This is a genomic window from Rahnella sp. BIGb0236 (assembly GCF_004364755.1).
Lineage (GTDB): Bacteria > Pseudomonadota > Gammaproteobacteria > Enterobacterales > Enterobacteriaceae > Rahnella > Rahnella victoriana.
This window is the reverse complement of sequence record NZ_SOAO01000009.1, coordinates 99,078-115,700: the sequence shown is the minus strand read 5'-3', so window position 1 is coordinate 115,700 and position 16,623 is coordinate 99,078. Positions and strand designations below refer to the sequence as shown.

The window sequence follows — 16,623 nt, the reverse complement described above, 5'->3', positions numbered from 1 at the left end:
AGGTGGCTCGGGGGATATCAGGCCTGACGGAGGGTAAACAGCGAACGGGCGTATTGATCAGCAATCGTTAAGTGCTCGTCAAAACCCGGTTCTGCGGCACGCTGTGGCCAGAAATACTCGACGGAACCTTCACGGGTTTTCCACGACACCAGCTTTTTCGACAGATCCAGCGGCTTAGCGGTAACCTGCATATTCACCACATGATCGGGCAGGCTGGCGGGCAAGGTGATTTTCTCGATCACGCCCACGTCGGCTTTAATAAAAGCAACGGCGCTCAGGCCGCGCGGCTCGAGCGTCTCCGGCAGCGGTTTGAGTTTGTTCAGATGGCTGAGTACGTGCAGTTCATACGGGTTAATGCCGTAGGTTCTTTCCACCAGATCCATGATGGTGTCGCCGCCGGTGCGCGCCCCCACTTCGATGATTTTGATCTCACCGGCTGGCGTAATACGGGCTTCAAAGTGCGCCACCCCGTAACGGATCCCCAGGGCATGACAGGCGCGTTCAGCGATGTCACGCAGTGCCTGATTGTCACTGTGCAGCGACGGCATACTGTGGCCCACTTCGACAAAGTTCGGCTCTTCACCGAGATATTTGTCGGTTACCGCCATGGCCCGGTGATAGTCGCCCTGATTGATCACCTCCACGCTGACTTCCTGCCAGGCCGGAACATATTCCTCGACCTGGAACAAGTCTTCCGGCGCAAAGGATTCACCATTGAGTGAAATCACATCGGTAACGCAGCGGGCGAACACTTCTTCGATTTCCTGTTCGTGACTGATTTTCAACACGCCCAGGCTGCCCGCCAGTTCACGCGGTTTAATCACCACCGGCAGACCAAACTCTGCGATCAGGTTTTTCAGCTCGCTGAGGGTGCGAAACGCAGCGAAGCGAGGCACCGGCAGACCGGCATCCTGCAGGATTTGCTTCATCACAAATTTGTCACGGCAGTTGGTGATTGTCTGGCAATCATTGCCGTGAAGCTGGTAATGCTCCGTCAGCAGGCTGGCGGCGCGCACGGTGAAGTCGTTCATCGGGATCACCGCCGCAGGGGTTTCACCGGTTTCCTGTTGATGAGCCTGTACAGCACGCAGCACAGCCTCTGCATCGGCGACATCTCCCGGTAAAAAGCCGTCGAAAAATTTGATGGTCGGCGTGGTGCGGTTTTTTGCCATCGTCAGTACCCGCATTCCGCCTGAGGCACGTAACGCCCCCGCCAGCACACGCTCACGTAAAGCAAACTCACCGCCAAGGATCAAAATATAGGTGTTGTTCATCGTAAAACTCCTGCAAGTCAGTTGTGGCCGTTATGCCGGCCATCGGATTAAAGGTCTTTACCAATCGTCCAGCCGCCATCGATCACCAGCGTGGAGCCGGTCACAAATCGCGCATCAGAAGAGGTGAGATACATTGCCGCTTGTGCCACATCCTGCGTTTCGCCCAGCACAGGCAGGAACTGACCCCGCTGGATCTTCTCCATCTGTGCCGGGTTGTCATAGTAGGGTTCAGTGAGCGGCGTGCGGATAACGCCGGGTGCAATGGCATTCACCCGGATGTGATGTTTGCCGTATTCCAGCGCCAGCTGTTTCGTCAGGCCGATCACGGCGTGCTTTGATGAGACGTAGGCGGTGCGGTCAGGCTCGCCCATCAGACCGGAGACCGAGGCGATATTGACGGCATTGCCGGGCAGGTTATGGCGAACCAGTTGCTGACAGAATGCACGTCCGGCAACAAAGCTGGCGGTCACGTTGACGGCAAAAACACGTTCCCACAGTGAGAGGGATAATTCATCGATACGGCAGATTTCACGCGTACCGGCGCAGTTTATTAAGACATTGTTATCGCTGGCGTATTCTGCTGCTTCAAACACGCCATCCAGGCGCACTGAATCGGTAATATCCAGCTGGTGATGAACGTAGTCAGGTTCATTGGCGAAAACGGACGGGGAACAGTCAATGCCCTCTACCGCATAACCGGCAGCCAGATAGGCCGCCACCATCGACTGACCGATACCACTGGAGGCGCCCGTGATAAATGCTTTATGTTTCAGGCTCATGCTGCTTCCTTCATCGTGCGCTGGAACGTCACCAGAATGATGTCACGCAGTGCCGTCTCTCCCGGCTGGCGGCAGCCGATGGGTGTCACGGCATGGTATTTGTCGTGATTGACCACCAGCGTGTCGAATAGCGCCTCGAGGCGCAGCACCCGCTCAATATTTTTAGGGTTCGGGGCAATCAGATTGTCGCCTCCCAGCATGTTGTCGGAGGCATGGATCAGGTGCACAAACACCACATCCTCATCATCTTTATGCAGCCAGACGGGCGAGCTGTACGCGGGTGCATCGCACTGCGCTTCATAGCGGAATAAATGAATGCCGACACTCAGTTCTTCCATTGGCCCGATACGCCCGTAGGCTTCAACGAAAGCGATGTCATCCTGCAAAATCGCCTGCATCAGGCGGTTAGCGGTAATATTTTCGGGCAGCAAAGGATAATGGCGAACAATACCGCCGGTATCCGGATTGTATTTTTTAGTTTGCTTATATTCCGTAAAATGACCAAAACTGAGTTCACCCTGCGGATTGCGACGGCATTGCGCATAACCGCGCCAGCGATTTCCCGCAGAATAAGGATCCAGTGTCAGTTGTTCATACGCCAGTTTTAACTGTTCAAGTTCAGAAAGAAAAATATCTTTATTCGCGTAATTTACATCAGGCAACGTTTGATAATAACTGCCGGGAATAAATGCATATCCTCCGGCGGCAAGATGATTAACATGTTCCATATAAGACTCGTTATTAATTCAGGACAAAGAGAGAATGAATCACCATGGTTAATTCACTTCCGCTAGGTCCAGTACACCACTTTGCTATTATTGAGTCTGCCAATAAAGCGCCCGGCCGTCAGGCGACTTCTCTGACTCACGCTGCTGACGCCGTGCAGATGGCAGGCGTTCATGAAGTAAATATCCCCGGCATTCAGTCGCACGGAGAGTGATTCCACGCCCTGCAACAGGTGCGGAGGATAGGGATAACCGGTGTCCGTCACGCCAAAGCGGGCGCGGCATGGCTCATCCGGATCGAGGTTCCACATTTTCAATTCGCCACCGCCCTGCGCCGCTTCCAGGCACACATTAAACGCGGTCACCGTCATGGCATCGGCAATTTCAAAATCATCCTGCTGCGCAAACTTAAGCTGGGCGCGGTCTTCATGAGGCATCAGCGACATGACACCGTTATCCAGCCAGCGGCGGAACGTGGCAAAACAGGCGTAAGAATTCTTATAACGCGCCGGACCAAAATGGATGCCTTCATCAAGGAATAAATCTTCCAGCGTGCGGTTGAGGAACAGCGATTCGGTGGCATAGCTGTCCGCGACGGACATCAGTTCTGCCACACTGGCGTTGACCCGGTTCACTTCCGCCATATAGTTTTCACCGTTACGTGAAAACTGCGTGGCGCCAATCTGATTGGTCAGAACAAAACCGTCATCGGCGCGGTTTCCGCCCCCGTTGCGATTCACCATCTGATTAAAGTTTTCAGCCACATCCTGACAGATTTTTTTATTCGCAAAATTACGGATGATATACAGAACATTACCCTGATGATGACCGTGCAGAATAATATTCTTGATAATGCTAAAATCGACATTATCAGGCTGCGATTCTAAATAACCGAAATTCTTTTTTACTGAACCGGACAATACTATCTCTTGCTGTTTTTCAGCCAATAACTCACTCATGATGTTCCTGCCAAAGAAATATTAAAATAATGAACACACAAAAAATTGTTATTAAAAGGGTCTGGATAAATCAGATATCAGATGAATAAAGGCGAATACAGCATTCCCCCTTGTGACCATAAATTATTATCCCGACGCGGCTGGTTAAGCTCTGAGTATTTCCCCAAATTACGCTGGAATATTTCACCGTAATTGCCCACCTGATGAATGATCGCGCGGATAAAATCAGGACGCAGCCCCAGATTTTTACAATGCTGCTCGGACGGATAAAGGAAGGTGTGCAGGTAACCCGTCGCCTCCTGACTCATTTCAAGAATGTTTTTGCTGGTGACCTGCAAGTTTTCCGCTTCTATCAGCGTACGCATGATCCAGGTCACCGCTTTCAGCCACTGCGTGTCATGAGAGGACACTGCCGGTGACATGGCTTCCAGCGAGATGCGATCCTGCAAGATAATATGCGCTTCTTTGTCTCTCAGCTGCGCACGTTCACCGGCCAGCAAATAGGAATCGAGACAGTAGATATTGCATTCGCCTTGCTGATAAGCCTGACGGGCCTGCGTCGGTGAATCAAACAGCCGGATCTCGCAGGAGAGATTTAAATTTCCAAAGTAACGTTTCAGGTTCTCTTCGGTGGTGGATCCGCGCATGGCCGCTATCCGGCGCTCGCGGGTATAGCTTGCCTGTTCCACGGGTTCGAGCAAATTACTCGCCGGCGTCATCAGCACTTCGCCATCAAACAGCATCGGATGAACAAAACTGACGTCTGACTCTGCTTCACGCTGGAAGGTGATGCTGGAATTAAATGACCCCAGATCAATCACGCCGTCACGCAGCGCCCGAAACCGGTCACCGGACTGCAACGGCATATAGTGAATTTTTCCGACATCACCTAATACTGCCACTGCGACCGCCCGGGCTAAATCAATGTCGAATCCTTCCCAGCTATTGTGTAATGCATTACGAAACGACAATCCCTTAAAACCCAGACTAACCCCAACATTCAGCACATCATGCTGGCGTATCCGTTCAACAACCGTTTGGTTTAACATAGCTAACCTACTAAATAAATTGACTATTATGGCCAATCCGCACCGAAGATTGCCTCTGTTGAACATCATACGGCTTGATGATAATTTGGATAGATATTCCAGAAACAAAAGAGCTATGCGTGAAAAGCACAAATGAGTTAGCCGAACTGCTTCCCAGTTTGTCCGTTTTTATCCAGGTGGTTGAAAAAGGGAGTTTTTCTTCGGCAGGACGGGAGACGTCGCTGGCTCCCTCTTCGGTAAGCAGGATGATTGACCGGCTGGAGAAACGCCTCAATGTGGTGTTATTTACCCGCTCGACCCGCTCTGTCGCCATCACCGAAGTCGGACTGGAAATTTACCAGCAGGCGCTGACGGTACTCTCGGCTACGCAGACCCTTTTCTCCCGGGCGGATAGCTTCAGCGATACCCCTCAGGGTGTTTTGCGGATCACCGCGCCTAACACCCTGGGTAAGATCCTCCTCACCCCTTTTTTGCCCGCGTTTTTACGCCGCTATCCCGAAATAAACGTTGAGCTGTCGCTGACCGATCGGGTCACGAATCTGACGCAGGACGCTTACGATCTGGCACTGCGCGTCACCGAAAGCCCGCCGGAGAACATGGTCGCCCGCGCCCTGATGCCTATCGATTACGTGCTGGTTTGTGCTGCGGATTACGACGAAGTGCTGCCGGATTTCCCGGCAGGGCTCATCAAACACAATATTTTTTTCCCCGATGAACGGCAATTTCGCGGTCCCTGGCGCTTCTGGCACAATGAAATCATGGAGACTGTGACGCTGGTTCCACGGTTGATGATCAATAACAGCGACGCCATGATTGATGCCATCCTGCAAGGTGTCGGCATTGCGCTGATCCCCACCTTCATCGCCAACCGCTATATCGCTAATGGTAAATTACGTCGCGTCCTGCCTGAATGGCGGGTGGAGAATCCTCTGCCGCGCAACACCTACGCCATCACCCTGCCCAATAAACTGCTGCCGCTTAAAACAAGAGTGTTTATCGATGATTTTATGCAGTGGATTAAGGAAGAAGGAAAGGTGTAGTCAGAAGCAAGGGGAATGACGTTTACGTGGGCCACGCGTTTCGCCATCTCCCCCGCTCCCGCCGCCCTTTCGCACGGCGGGGCGTAAAAGCTGCACGAATTTTTTCTGTTACATCGTTCTTGCATCCCAAAGTTGCGATCATCCTCCTTGCAGCCACCGCTCTTTTCCGCAAAACTGGTTGGTGTAAACGATTACCCTCACGGAAAACGGAAGTGTTATGGCGACAATTAAGGATGTAGCAAAACTGGCTGGCGTATCGGTTGCGACCGTTTCACGCGTGATCAACCATTCCCCGAAAGCCAGTGACAGTTCGCGGGAAGCCGTACAGAACGCCATGCAGCATCTGCAATATCATCCGAATGCCAACGCCCGTGCCCTTGCCCAACAGGCGACGGAAACGCTGGGGCTGATCGTGGCCGATGTTTCCGATCCGTTTTTTGGCGCAATGGTGAAAGCGGTCGAACAGGTGGCCTACGCCACCGGTAACTTTCTGCTGATTGGTAACGGCTACCATAACGTTGAAAAAGAACGTCAGGCCATTGAGCAACTGATCCGTCACCGCTGCGCGGCGTTAGTGGTTCACGCCAAAATGCTGCCGGAGGATGAACTGATCAGCCTGATGCAGCAAATTCCGGGCATGGTGCTGATTAACCGCACCTTACCGGGCTTTGAGCAACGCTGTATCGCACTTGATGACCGCTACGGGTCCTGGCTGGCGACACGTCATCTGATCCAGGCCGGGCATCAGCGCATTGCGATTTTATGCTCCAACCACGGCATTTCCGATGCCAGTGACCGCCTGCAGGGCTATATCGACGCCCTTACCGAGCACAACATTCCTGTCGATGACAAGCTGATTGCTTACGCGGAACCGGATGAAATCGGGGGCGAAAAAGCCATGGCGGATCTGCTGGGACTGGGGAAAGGGTTTACGGCGGTGACCTGCTACAACGACCCGATGGCCGCCGGTGCGCTGTCGGTATTAAGCGATAACAGTATTGATGTGCCGGGCGAGATTTCGCTGATTGGCTTTGATGATGTACTGATTTCACGCTACCTGCGCCCGCGTCTGACCACGGTGCGTTATCCGGTGGTGGCGATGGCGAATCAGGCCGCACAACTGGCGCTGGCGCTGGCAAACGGTCAGCCTTTGCCGGAAACCACCCATATGTTCAGCCCGACGCTGGTGCGCCGTCACTCGGTCAGCAGCCCGTCAAACTCCTAAAGTGACTGGTGATAGACGCGTACCGGCTTGTCCGGATAATCCAGCGCATCGCCAATGTAGTTCCAGCCAAAACGCTCGTAATAGCCGGTAAATTCAGCGTACAGATAGAGTTCACGGAAGCCGCTGCGGCGGCTCTGTTCCAGAACGAAGGCCTGTAACTGCTGCCCCAGCCCGCGTGAGCGGAACGCCTCATCCACGTATAACGCGGCCAGCCACGGCGTCAGATCCTGACGGCTGATCAGATCACATCGCCATAGCCCGACGGTGCCCGCCAGCCGGTCGCCATCAAGGGCAATAAAAGTTTGCGGCAAATCCGCGCCGGTCAGACCGCTTTTCACCACGCTGGCAAAGAATTCACGGCTGTTTTCGCTGCCAAACGCCTGCCACAGCCAGTCTGTCACCGCATCCTGAAATTCAGGGCGTTCGCTCAGGTTAATAATCTGCATCCTGTTCAGACCAGCTTACCCTGAAAAATCGGCACGGATTCAAACAGATAGCCGTCGAATTCCGGCGCATCCACATCCGACAATTCCATCAGGGTATTTTTGACGTTTTCCATGTGCTGCCACATCGCCTGATACGAGCCCATGACGTCGCGGCGGCGCAGTGCGGCCAAAATATTCTGATGATCAGCCAGCCATTTCAGCCGGTAACCGCGGGTGGCAATATGACTGTGTAACTGTTTCCACAACGGGCTGGAATCCCGGTGCATCCAGATATTTTTCACCGAATCGAGCAGCATCTGGTTTTGCGTCGCACCGGCAATCAGCAGGTGAAACAACCGGTCGTTATCGCCGCTTTCGTCATTGGCGACGATGGCGATTTGTTCCTGCTCCAGCGTCCGGCGCAGGTTTTCGATATCGGCTTTGGTGGCCATTTTGGCGGCAAACGCGGCAATATTGCTCTCGAGCAACTGCCGCGCCTGCAAGATTTCAAAGGGGCCGATCTGCCCCTGATACATCAGTTCGTCTTCGCCTTCTTCCTGAGAAGGAATGCGGATCACGTACACGCCGGAACCCTGACGGATATCCACCGTGCCTTCCAGTTCCAGCATCAGTAAGGCTTCGCGCACAATTGTCCGGCTGACACCGTAGGTTTCCGCCATGTTCCTTTCGGGCGGCAGGCGGGATCCTACAGCGAAATGCCCTTGCTTGATTTGCTCACGCAGGTCGTGCCCGATTTCCTGATACTGCTTTCTGTCCTGCGAAACCACACCTTTTTCCACACAATCACCCTGATGCAAAAAACAAAAAAGACCGGATGTTACTGTATCAGAGATAGCGCCTGATCCAGCACTTTTGCACCGTTTAACGTGCCGTACGCCACCATGTCGATCACGGCGATCGGGATGCCGTGTTCATCCGTCAGTTTTTTATTCTCTGCCAGCTTAAAGCGCACCTGCGGTCCGAGCAGCACGGCAACGATATCCCGCCCGTACGCCTCAAGTTCATCGCGCAGATTGTTTTCCGGGATGGCGTAGATCTGGAATTCCATACCCCGGGCAGCGGCTTCTTTTTCCATTTTGGTGACCACCAGCGACGTGGACATCCCTGCCGAACAGGCTAAAACGATTCGTTTCATAGTGTTTTCCTTAGGTTATTTTTCCTGATCATCGAGTGTTAAAGACAACACACCACTTTCACTCAGCGATTTAAACCAGTGAGATGATTTCTTCTGACGGCGATCACGGTTGTTCTCAAGATCAATCTCAATAAGACCGTAACGGTTTTTAAAGGCATTCATCGGCGACACATTATCGGTAAAGGCCCAGAGCATATATCCCTGACAGTTGGCGCCCTCCTCGCGCGCTTTTAACGTCCAGTAAAGATGCTCGGCAATAAATTCAATACGATAATCGTCCTGAATTTCCCCGCTTTTTGTATCGCGGAATTGCCCCTCATTTTCGATACCCATACCGTTTTCGGCCACAAACCACGAAATATTTCCGTAATCCGTTTTGATGCGCATCGCCATGTCATAAATAATTTTCGGGTATATTTCCCAGCCACGCGATTTATTCATCCGGCGGCCGGGTAATTCAAAGTGTTCGTAGTAATACGCGGGGTGGAATGGCGTCTCTTTATTCCACTCACGGGACGGCGCTTTCACGCGGTGCGGGTAATAGAGATTAATCCCCACTTCATCCACCGTATTATTACGGATAACCGCCAGTTCCGATTCTGAATACTCAAAATGCACACCGTGTTTTTCCAGTAATTCCAGCAACTCCTGCGGATATTCCCCGTTGATCATCGGGTCCAGAAAGACGCGGTTATAGAATAAATCGTATAAATGTGCCGCTTTCTGATCGTGCGCCGCTGTTGAGCGGGCGTAAGTCACTTCCGGATTTAAAATCACACCGACCGTGCCTGAGGCGTTGTATCCCTTGCGGTAAAACAGCTCGACGACTTTGGCGGTCGCCAGCACTTTGTGATGATTCCACTGCATCCATTTCGCGGTGTTTTGCTCGAACGGCCAGCGGATCGCATCCAGATACACGCGGGTCTGCACCACCACCGGTTCGTTGAAGGTAAACCAGCGGCTGACTTTTCCGGCAAAGCGTTCAAAGACTTTTTCCGCGTACAGCACAAACAGGTCGACGACTTTTTTCGAGCTCCAGCCCTCGTATTTTTCGATCAGAAACGCCGGTAATTCGTAATGCTCCAGGCACAACATCGGTTCGATGCCGTTGCGCTTCATCTCATCGAGCAGGTTGTCGATGTAGGCCGCGTACTCTTCATCGACCGTGCCCAGTTCATAGTCGGTCAGAAAACGCGACCAGTTGACTGACGTGCGGTAATGGCTCACCCCGCTGGCTTTCATCAGCGCCACGTCCTCCTGATAGCGGTTGATGAAATCGGTGGCTTTCGCCGGACCGTAACCGTTATGCCAGACATGGCGGTTGTTCTTGTACCAGAGATCCAGATACGAATCCTGGCCGTCTTTTTTGCCGCTCCAGCCTTCGGTCTGCCACGCCGAGGCGGCGGCACCGAGAATAAATCCGTCAGGAATGGCGATGGAAACCTTACTCATAACGTCCCTCTTTTTGCGGATGGTTTACGCCGTGGCGGCCTGTTTCTGGCTCTGTTGCAGGGCTTCCAGTTGCGCCTGATCGGCACGACGCGCGGCCACTTTCACGAAGGGCAGATAAATCAGTACCGCCACCACAATGCAGCCAATCTGCGTGATCACCGCGCCCATAGAACCGGCCGTCGACAACCAGGCGTTGATCACCGGCGGCGTGGTCCACGGCACCATCACCACCGCGCGCCCGGCGAACCCGAGGCTGGTGGCAAAATAGCCGATGGTGCCGGTGATCAGCGGCGTGATGATGAACGGAATGGCGAGGATCGGGTTGAGCATGATCGGCATGCCGAAAATCACCGGTTCATTGATGTTGAAGAAGCTTGGCCCGAGGGACAATTTAGCGATTTCGCGCATCTCTTTGCGGCGGGTGGCAATCATCACCGCCAGCAGCAAACCGATGGTGCAGCCGGAGCCGCCGATGCTCATATACACATCCCAGAACGGCATGGTGATGATGTTCGGCACCTCGTGACCCTGCTCAAACGCCGTCATGTTCACCATGATGGCACCGAGCAACAGCGGTTCGCGGATAGGCTTAATCATCTGGTTGCCGTGGATCCCGATCACCCAGAACAACTGCGCGACAAACATCAGCAGCAGAATGCCCGGCAGGCTTTGCATCACCGATTCCAGCGGACGCTGGATCACCTGATACACCGCGTCGTACAAATACATGCCGGTGACACGATGGAAAACAAAACCGAATGTGGCCACCAGCACCACGGTAATGATGGCGGGAATTAACGCCGAGAAGGACGCTGACACGTTTGGCGGTACGCTTTCCGGCATTTTAATGCGCAGGCCGTTCACCCGTTCCAGACGGGAATAAATCTCCACCGACAGGATGGCGATAAACATGCCGAGGAACAGACTTTTGGTATCAGAGAACTGCTTTGCCAGCACATCTTTCACTTCCTGCATCTGGCCGTTAACCATCATATCGACGGTGGTTGGCGTAACGGCAATAAAGCAAATCACCGCCAGCAGGCCGGGAAATAACGACCGCGAGCCGTTAATTTTCCCGAGTTCAATACCAATTAAAAACACCGCACCGATGGTAAGAAAACTCAGCGTGGCGTAGTTAATACTGCTCATGATTGGCTTGAGGGTTGCCAGCCAGGAGAACATTTCAAAATGCGCTAATCCGTTTTTCGGATCCATCACCATATTTGAAATTAAAACTGAGAATGCCCCCACAATAATGACGGGCATTAACGTGATAAAAGACGCCTTAATAGCCATGATGTATCTGAAGCTATTAAAGGTATTGGCGAATCCCCCGAGAGAATCGATAAAACGGTCTTTCAGTGACATGACAGCACCTCATTTTCTTTTTTCTATACTTCACAGGTGTTGGTTTCGTCTTCACCTTTTATATTGAATGAGGAATTAAAGGTGTCGCACGAAGCTGAGTCAGATTCCGGTTCTGTAAATCATCCTGTCGGCCATATTTCGGGAATAAATGCGTAATGTGGCATGCCAAAAAATAGCGGAATACGAATTAATTTCTGTGACAGCGTTCTCACATGTGAATATTGGAATTCCAATATGATGAATTCACACTTTTCTGGTATACCAATTTGGAGTTTTCGATGGAATTCGATCTTGAGCAAACGGTGATGGAGTTATTGATCAACGCCGGAGAAGCACGTTCTAACGCCATGATGGCCATTCAGCACGCACGTAAAAAAGAGTGGGAACAGGCCGATGCGATGCTGAAAGCCTCGGACGACGCGGCGCGTGTCGCGCATAAAGTCCAGACGCAACTGATCGGCCTGGATGAAGGCGTGGGCAAAATTCCGGTGAATCTGATCATGGTGCACTCGCAGGACCATCTGATGACCGCCATGCTGTGCCGTGATCTGGCAGAAGAGATCGTGTTACTGAGAAAAGAGATGTTTGATAAACAGTAAATTCAACACGAAAGAGTAAAGGTCGCCCGATCAGCGCCCTCCCTTGCGAAGGGGAGGGTTGGGGTATTAAGGTCAAAAACTAAATTCAAAGTGTGCATTAACTCATTGCTTTGTATTTAAAACCCCCTCCCAACCTCCCCCTTCGCAGGGGGAGGAGCACAACCAAAATCAGTTCAGGTTTTATTGCAGCGGAGTACGAAACGCGATCAGCTCCCTCCCCTGCGAAGGGGAGGGTTGGGGTGGGGTATTAAGGTCAAAAACTAAATTCAAAGTGTGCTTTAACTCATTGCTTTGTATTTAAAACCCCCTCCCAACCTCCCTTCGCAGGGGGAGGAGCAAAGCAGACCGTCGCTGATATTCAGGAGCAAAGATTACAGTTCTAAAGCAATTAACTCTTCCACCGTCTGCCTGCGACGAATCAGTCTCGGCACGCCATTCTCAAACAACACTTCCGGCAGCAAAGGACGGGTGTTGTAGTTTGAAGACATTGATGCGCCGTACGCGCCGGTATCGTGGAACACCAGATAATCGCCGATATTGACCGGCGGCAGCGGGAAGGTTTCCACTCCGCCACCTGCCTGCTGGGTAAAGACGTCGCCGGATTCACACAGCGGACCGGCGATCACCGCATCCGTCAGCGGTTGTCCGCTCACATCGCGGCCATCGGCGGGTAACAGCGAAATATGGTGATAACTGCCGTACATTGCCGGACGCATCAGGTCATTAAAGCCAGCATCACATAACACGAAGTGACGGCTGCCCATGTCTTTCACCGCGCGGATTTGCGCCACCAGTACGCCGGATTCCGCCACCAGGAAACGTCCCGGCTCGATCTCCAGTTTAATTTCATGCCCGAGATGCGCGGCGATTTGCTCACGCGCCCGGTTCCACAGGCCAAAGTAGTGGCCGGTATCAATGGCTTCTTCTTCAAAATGATACGGGATCGACAAACCGCCACCGGCAGAAATCGCCTCGATATCTTGTCCGGTTTCAATCACCTGACGCACCATCGCATCGCAAACCTGCTCAAGATGACCGTAATCCACGCCGGAACCGATGTGCATATGAATGCCCACCAGTTTCAGACCGTAACGGGCGATTTCTGCCAGCGCCTGCGGTAAATCGGCATACCAGATCCCGTGTTTACTGTTTTCGCCGCCGGTATTGGTTTTCTGGCTGTGACCGTGGCCGAAACCGGGGTTCACGCGCAGCCATACCGGATGCCCGGCTTTGTGCTGACCAATCTGGCTGAGCATATCGATGGAACCGGCATTGACCGGAATATCCAGCGCCGTCACGCGTTCCAGCGTCGGCTGATCCAGCACGTCAGCGGTAAACACGATCTCACTGTCTTCGCGGCCGGGAATAAAACCCGCCACCAGCGCGCGTTCAATTTCGCCCAGCGACACGGAATCGACCTTCACGCCCTGCTCGCGCATCAGGCGCAGAATATGAATGTTGGAACAGGCTTTTTGAGCAAAACGGATCACATCAAACTGACGTAACTGCGCAATGCGCGCTTTGATGATCTCCGCGTCATACGCCCACACAGGGCAGCCAAATTGTTGCGGCAGAGCCAGTAAATTCGCGACATTAAGCGCGGTCGACATGTCGTTCAGGGCGCGTGGCATAAGATTTTCCGTCAGGTGAATTCAGTCATATTTCCTTCAGTATGCCGTGTGGCCGACCGGCGATAAAATATCTATTTCAGGCCAGTCTATTCATTTATGATATGGGTCATTGTCTCTGTTCACCGGATCACGTCATGCCCGCCATTTCCCTGCGTCATATCGAAATTTTTCATGCGGTGATGACTACCGGCAACCTGACCGAAGCCGCCGCGCTGCTCAGTACCTCACAACCGACGGTCAGCCGTGAGCTGGCGCGCTGTGAAAAGCTGCTGGATCTGCAACTGTTCGAGCGCCTGCGCGGGCGGTTGTATCCGACCGTGCAGGGTTTGCGGCTGTTTGAGGAAGTGCAGCGTTCGTATTACGGGCTGGACAGGATCGTCAGCGCGGCGGAAGGCATCCGCCAGTTCGAGCAGGCGCAGCTGTCCATCGCCTGCCTGCCGGTGTTCAGCCAGTCGCTGCTGCCGTCGGTGTGTAAGCCGTTTCTCGACCGTTATCCCGACGTCAGTTTCAATATTGTGCCGCAGGAATCACCGCTGCTGGAAGAATGGCTGTCGGCACAGCGCCATGATTTAGGGTTGACGGAAAACACCCAGACGCCCGCCGGAACCGAGCGCCAGACGCTGCTGACGCTGAATGAAGTCTGCGTGCTGCCTGCCGGGCATCCTTTGGCTGAAAAACCGCGACTCACGCCCCGGGATTTCAGCGGCCTGAATTTTATCAGCCTGTCGGCGACCGACAGTTACCGGCAACTGCTGGATAGCTTATTTGCGGAGCAACAGGTGGCGCGGCGGCTGGTGATGGAAACCCACAGCGCGGCGTCGGTGTGCAGCATGGTGCGCGAAGGCGCAGGCGTCTCCATCGTTAACCCGCTGACGGCTTTGGATTATTGTGAAAACGGTGTCGTATTACGGGAATTCAGCGTCGCCGTGCCGTTCACCGTCAGCCTGATCCGCCCGCTGCATCGCCCCGCTTCCGCGCTGGTGACCACATTCATCGGACACTGCCATCAGCAGGCGCAACGTTTTGCACAACGCCTGGAGGCTGCGCTGCGGCGGTGACTTGTAAATGATAATCATTATCCATAACATGCGGGCAGCGTCCCGCTATGGAAAATGAGGATCCCCATGAACAAGTTTTTACTTCTGGCTATTCTGGCACTGACCGCCTGCTCCACCGCTCCCCGCCATGCCGCAAGCCCTGCGGCTGCGCCGGACGGCGTGATTACCGATTTACGCACCGGCGAAACCCTTTCCCCCGCGCAGTTACTCAGCAAACTGGCGTCTGAACCCCGCGTGATCGTCGGCGAAAAACACGACAACCCGGCACATCATCAGATCGAAAACTGGCTGGTGCAGAGCCTGCCGTCGGTACGGCCCCAGGGCAGCGTGCTAATGGAAATGCTGACGCCGGATCAGCAGCCGAAAGTGGATCAGGTAAAAGCCTGGCTGCAAACCGGGCCGGACGCCCGCCCTGCCCGTGTCGCAGAATTGATCAACTGGCAAAAAAGCTGGGACTGGTCGATGTATGGCGATGTGGTGATGACGGCGATGAAAGCGCCGTATCCACTGCTTTCTGCCAATCTGGATCGCAGTGAGATCATGGCGTTCTATGAAAATCCGCAGTTCCCGTCGGGCACCCATTCTTCGGATCCTCAGGTACGCAACGCCATCAGCGAGACCATCCGCACTTCTCACCAGCAAAATATCGGCGAAGAACAGCTGCACGCCATGCTGGCAATCCAGCAACAACGTGACCGCCGGATGGCAGAGCGCCTTCTGGCTGCCCCCGCTCCGGCATTACTGATCGCTGGCGGTTATCACGCAGGCAAAAGTATCGGCGTGCCGGTGCATGTGAAAGATCTGAACCCTGCCGCCTCCGTCACCGTACTGCTGCTGGCGGAACAGGGCGTGCGTGTGGATAAATCACAGGCCGATTATGTCTGGATCACACCGGCAGTCGCCGCTAAATCCACAACAAAATAACCCTTAAGTTACTGTGACCATTGAAATAAAAGTGTGGAGAAACTGAAAGTTTCTTGTAAAGAGCCATTACAAATGATTACTATTATCAAATAATATTGAATCTCATTATCATTTTAATGGACTAAATGACCACTCACTCCCTTCCCGCTGCCCCGGCTGCCGCTGCGTTTGTCTTACGCCCTCAGCGCCGGACGGTGGGGCTGATATTGTCACTGCTGATACATGGCGCGCTGGCCGCATTTTTACTGTGGTCAGCCCCCGCGCAGCCGCCCGCTGAGCTGCCGCCACCGGCGGTGATGGTGACGCTCTCCGCCACTATCGAAAACAATCAAACCACCAAACCGCTGCCCGTTGGCATCCAGCAGGCGGTGGATTCGGCGGCGTCCAGCAAACAGGAAATGACCCCGCAGTTACAGAAAAACATCACGCCGCCGGTGGATGAAAGCGCGGAAATCAAGCTGGTTCAGCAACACAAAAAACCGAAGGAACAGCAAAAGCGGCCGAGGCCGGTACAGAAAACGCAGGCGCGTCAGCAGGATCCGACCCGCGCCTCGGCAGCCAGCGCAGCCGCCCCGCCGGTGACGGCAGCGGTTTCCGATAAAATCGCCGCCCCGATGAACAGCGATTCCTCACAAACCCGCGACGCCAAAGTGACCTGGGAAACGCAGGTCAAAGTGCAGCTCAACCGGCTGAAAAAATATCCGCCGGACGCCATTTCGCGTCACCGCACCGGCGTCGCACTGGTGGCTTTTGTGGTTGATCAACGCGGCGAGGTGATCAGCAGCCGGTTAGTAAAATCCTCCGGCACGATGTCGATGGATACCGAAGCGCTGGCCGTCTTACAACGCGCCAGCCCGCTGCCGCAACCGCCGGGCGAGATGCTGAGAGCCGGTCAGGTGCCGGTGACCATGCCGCTGGAATTCACCCTGAGCGGCGCAAACCGCCGCAAGTCTTAACGG

General features: G+C 53.7%; 17 protein-coding genes. 6 read left to right on the top strand and 11 right to left on the bottom strand.

Annotation, left to right across the window (positions count from 1 at the left end):
- Positions 1-17: 17 nt before the first annotated feature.
- The 5 genes from EDF78_RS17790 to EDF78_RS17770 form a co-directional block, all read right to left on the bottom strand.
- On the bottom strand, positions 18-1,274 hold the full coding sequence (locus EDF78_RS17790; RefSeq protein WP_095923251.1) for an ATP-grasp domain-containing protein: 1,257 nt from the start codon (positions 1,272-1,274) through the stop codon (positions 18-20).
- Between the two features lie 47 nt (positions 1,275-1,321).
- Positions 1,322-2,053, bottom strand: coding sequence for an SDR family oxidoreductase (locus EDF78_RS17785; RefSeq protein ID WP_015696055.1), 732 nt, complete (start codon positions 2,051-2,053; stop codon positions 1,322-1,324).
- Positions 2,050-2,781 (bottom strand): 3(1)-hydroxy-L-isoleucine 4-dioxygenase HilB, encoded by a 732-nt coding sequence (gene hilB / locus EDF78_RS17780; RefSeq protein ID WP_095923253.1) that lies wholly within the window; start codon positions 2,779-2,781, stop codon positions 2,050-2,052. Before hilB ends, EDF78_RS17785 begins: the two co-directional genes overlap by 4 nt.
- 62 nt (positions 2,782-2,843) lie before the next feature.
- Complete coding sequence (gene hilA, locus EDF78_RS17775; RefSeq protein WP_133823595.1) at positions 2,844-3,737, bottom strand: L-isoleucine 3(1)-dioxygenase; 894 nt, start codon at positions 3,735-3,737, stop codon at positions 2,844-2,846.
- 77 nt (positions 3,738-3,814) lie between these two features.
- Entirely contained in the window at positions 3,815-4,786 is a 972-nt protein-coding gene (locus EDF78_RS17770; protein WP_119822840.1) for an amino acid ABC transporter substrate-binding protein, read from the bottom strand.
- A 119-nt stretch (positions 4,787-4,905) separates the two neighbouring features.
- On the opposite strand from EDF78_RS17770, the gene EDF78_RS17765 reads away from it, so the two are divergent.
- Positions 4,906-5,826, top strand: coding sequence for a LysR family transcriptional regulator (locus EDF78_RS17765; protein ID WP_119822841.1), 921 nt, complete (start codon positions 4,906-4,908; stop codon positions 5,824-5,826).
- Positions 5,827-6,043: 217 nt separating this feature from the next.
- Complete coding sequence (gene galR, locus EDF78_RS17760; RefSeq protein WP_095923257.1) at positions 6,044-7,051, top strand: HTH-type transcriptional regulator GalR; 1,008 nt, start codon at positions 6,044-6,046, stop codon at positions 7,049-7,051.
- On the opposite strand, the gene EDF78_RS17755 is transcribed toward galR, so the two are convergent.
- From EDF78_RS17755 to EDF78_RS17735, 5 genes are read right to left on the bottom strand one after another with little or no spacing between them, the layout of a single operon-like run.
- Complete coding sequence (locus EDF78_RS17755; protein ID WP_095923258.1) at positions 7,048-7,497, bottom strand: GNAT family N-acetyltransferase; 450 nt, start codon at positions 7,495-7,497, stop codon at positions 7,048-7,050. The genes galR and EDF78_RS17755 overlap by 4 nt on opposite strands.
- Before the next feature lie 5 nt (positions 7,498-7,502).
- The gene (locus tag EDF78_RS17750; protein ID WP_095923259.1) at positions 7,503-8,276 is read right to left on the bottom strand and encodes an FCD domain-containing protein; all 774 of its coding nucleotides are present in this window, start codon (positions 8,274-8,276) and stop codon (positions 7,503-7,505) included.
- Between the two features lie 38 nt (positions 8,277-8,314).
- Positions 8,315-8,632, bottom strand: a complete 318-nt coding sequence (locus EDF78_RS17745) for a PTS sugar transporter subunit IIB (RefSeq protein ID WP_095923260.1) — start codon at positions 8,630-8,632, stop codon at positions 8,315-8,317.
- 15 nt (positions 8,633-8,647) lie between these two features.
- Complete coding sequence (locus tag EDF78_RS17740; protein ID WP_133823594.1) at positions 8,648-10,084, bottom strand: glycoside hydrolase family 1 protein; 1,437 nt, start codon at positions 10,082-10,084, stop codon at positions 8,648-8,650.
- A gap of 24 nt (positions 10,085-10,108) precedes the next feature.
- Positions 10,109-11,452 carry a PTS transporter subunit EIIC gene (locus EDF78_RS17735; RefSeq protein ID WP_095923262.1) on the bottom strand — a complete coding sequence of 448 codons (1,344 nt, stop codon included), beginning with the start codon at positions 11,450-11,452 and terminating at the stop codon, positions 10,109-10,111.
- A 278-nt stretch (positions 11,453-11,730) separates the two neighbouring features.
- Between EDF78_RS17735 and EDF78_RS17730 the strand changes: the two genes are divergently transcribed.
- On the top strand, positions 11,731-12,051 hold the full coding sequence (locus EDF78_RS17730; protein ID WP_095923263.1) for a PTS lactose/cellobiose transporter subunit IIA: 321 nt from the start codon (positions 11,731-11,733) through the stop codon (positions 12,049-12,051).
- Between the two features lie 371 nt (positions 12,052-12,422).
- On the opposite strand, the gene lysA is transcribed toward EDF78_RS17730, so the two are convergent.
- The gene (gene lysA / locus EDF78_RS17725) at positions 12,423-13,682 is read right to left on the bottom strand and encodes a diaminopimelate decarboxylase (RefSeq protein WP_133823593.1); all 1,260 of its coding nucleotides are present in this window, start codon (positions 13,680-13,682) and stop codon (positions 12,423-12,425) included.
- 134 nt (positions 13,683-13,816) lie between these two features.
- Between lysA and EDF78_RS17720 the strand changes: the two genes are divergently transcribed.
- From EDF78_RS17720 to EDF78_RS17710, 3 genes are all read left to right on the top strand, one after another.
- Entirely contained in the window at positions 13,817-14,740 is a 924-nt protein-coding gene (locus EDF78_RS17720) for a LysR family transcriptional regulator (protein WP_119822845.1), read from the top strand.
- A 66-nt stretch (positions 14,741-14,806) separates the two neighbouring features.
- Entirely contained in the window at positions 14,807-15,664 is an 858-nt protein-coding gene (locus EDF78_RS17715; RefSeq protein ID WP_133823592.1) for a ChaN family lipoprotein, read from the top strand.
- 125 nt (positions 15,665-15,789) lie between these two features.
- On the top strand, positions 15,790-16,620 hold the full coding sequence (locus EDF78_RS17710) for a TonB family protein (protein WP_131694553.1): 831 nt from the start codon (positions 15,790-15,792) through the stop codon (positions 16,618-16,620).
- Positions 16,621-16,623 lie beyond the last annotated feature (3 nt).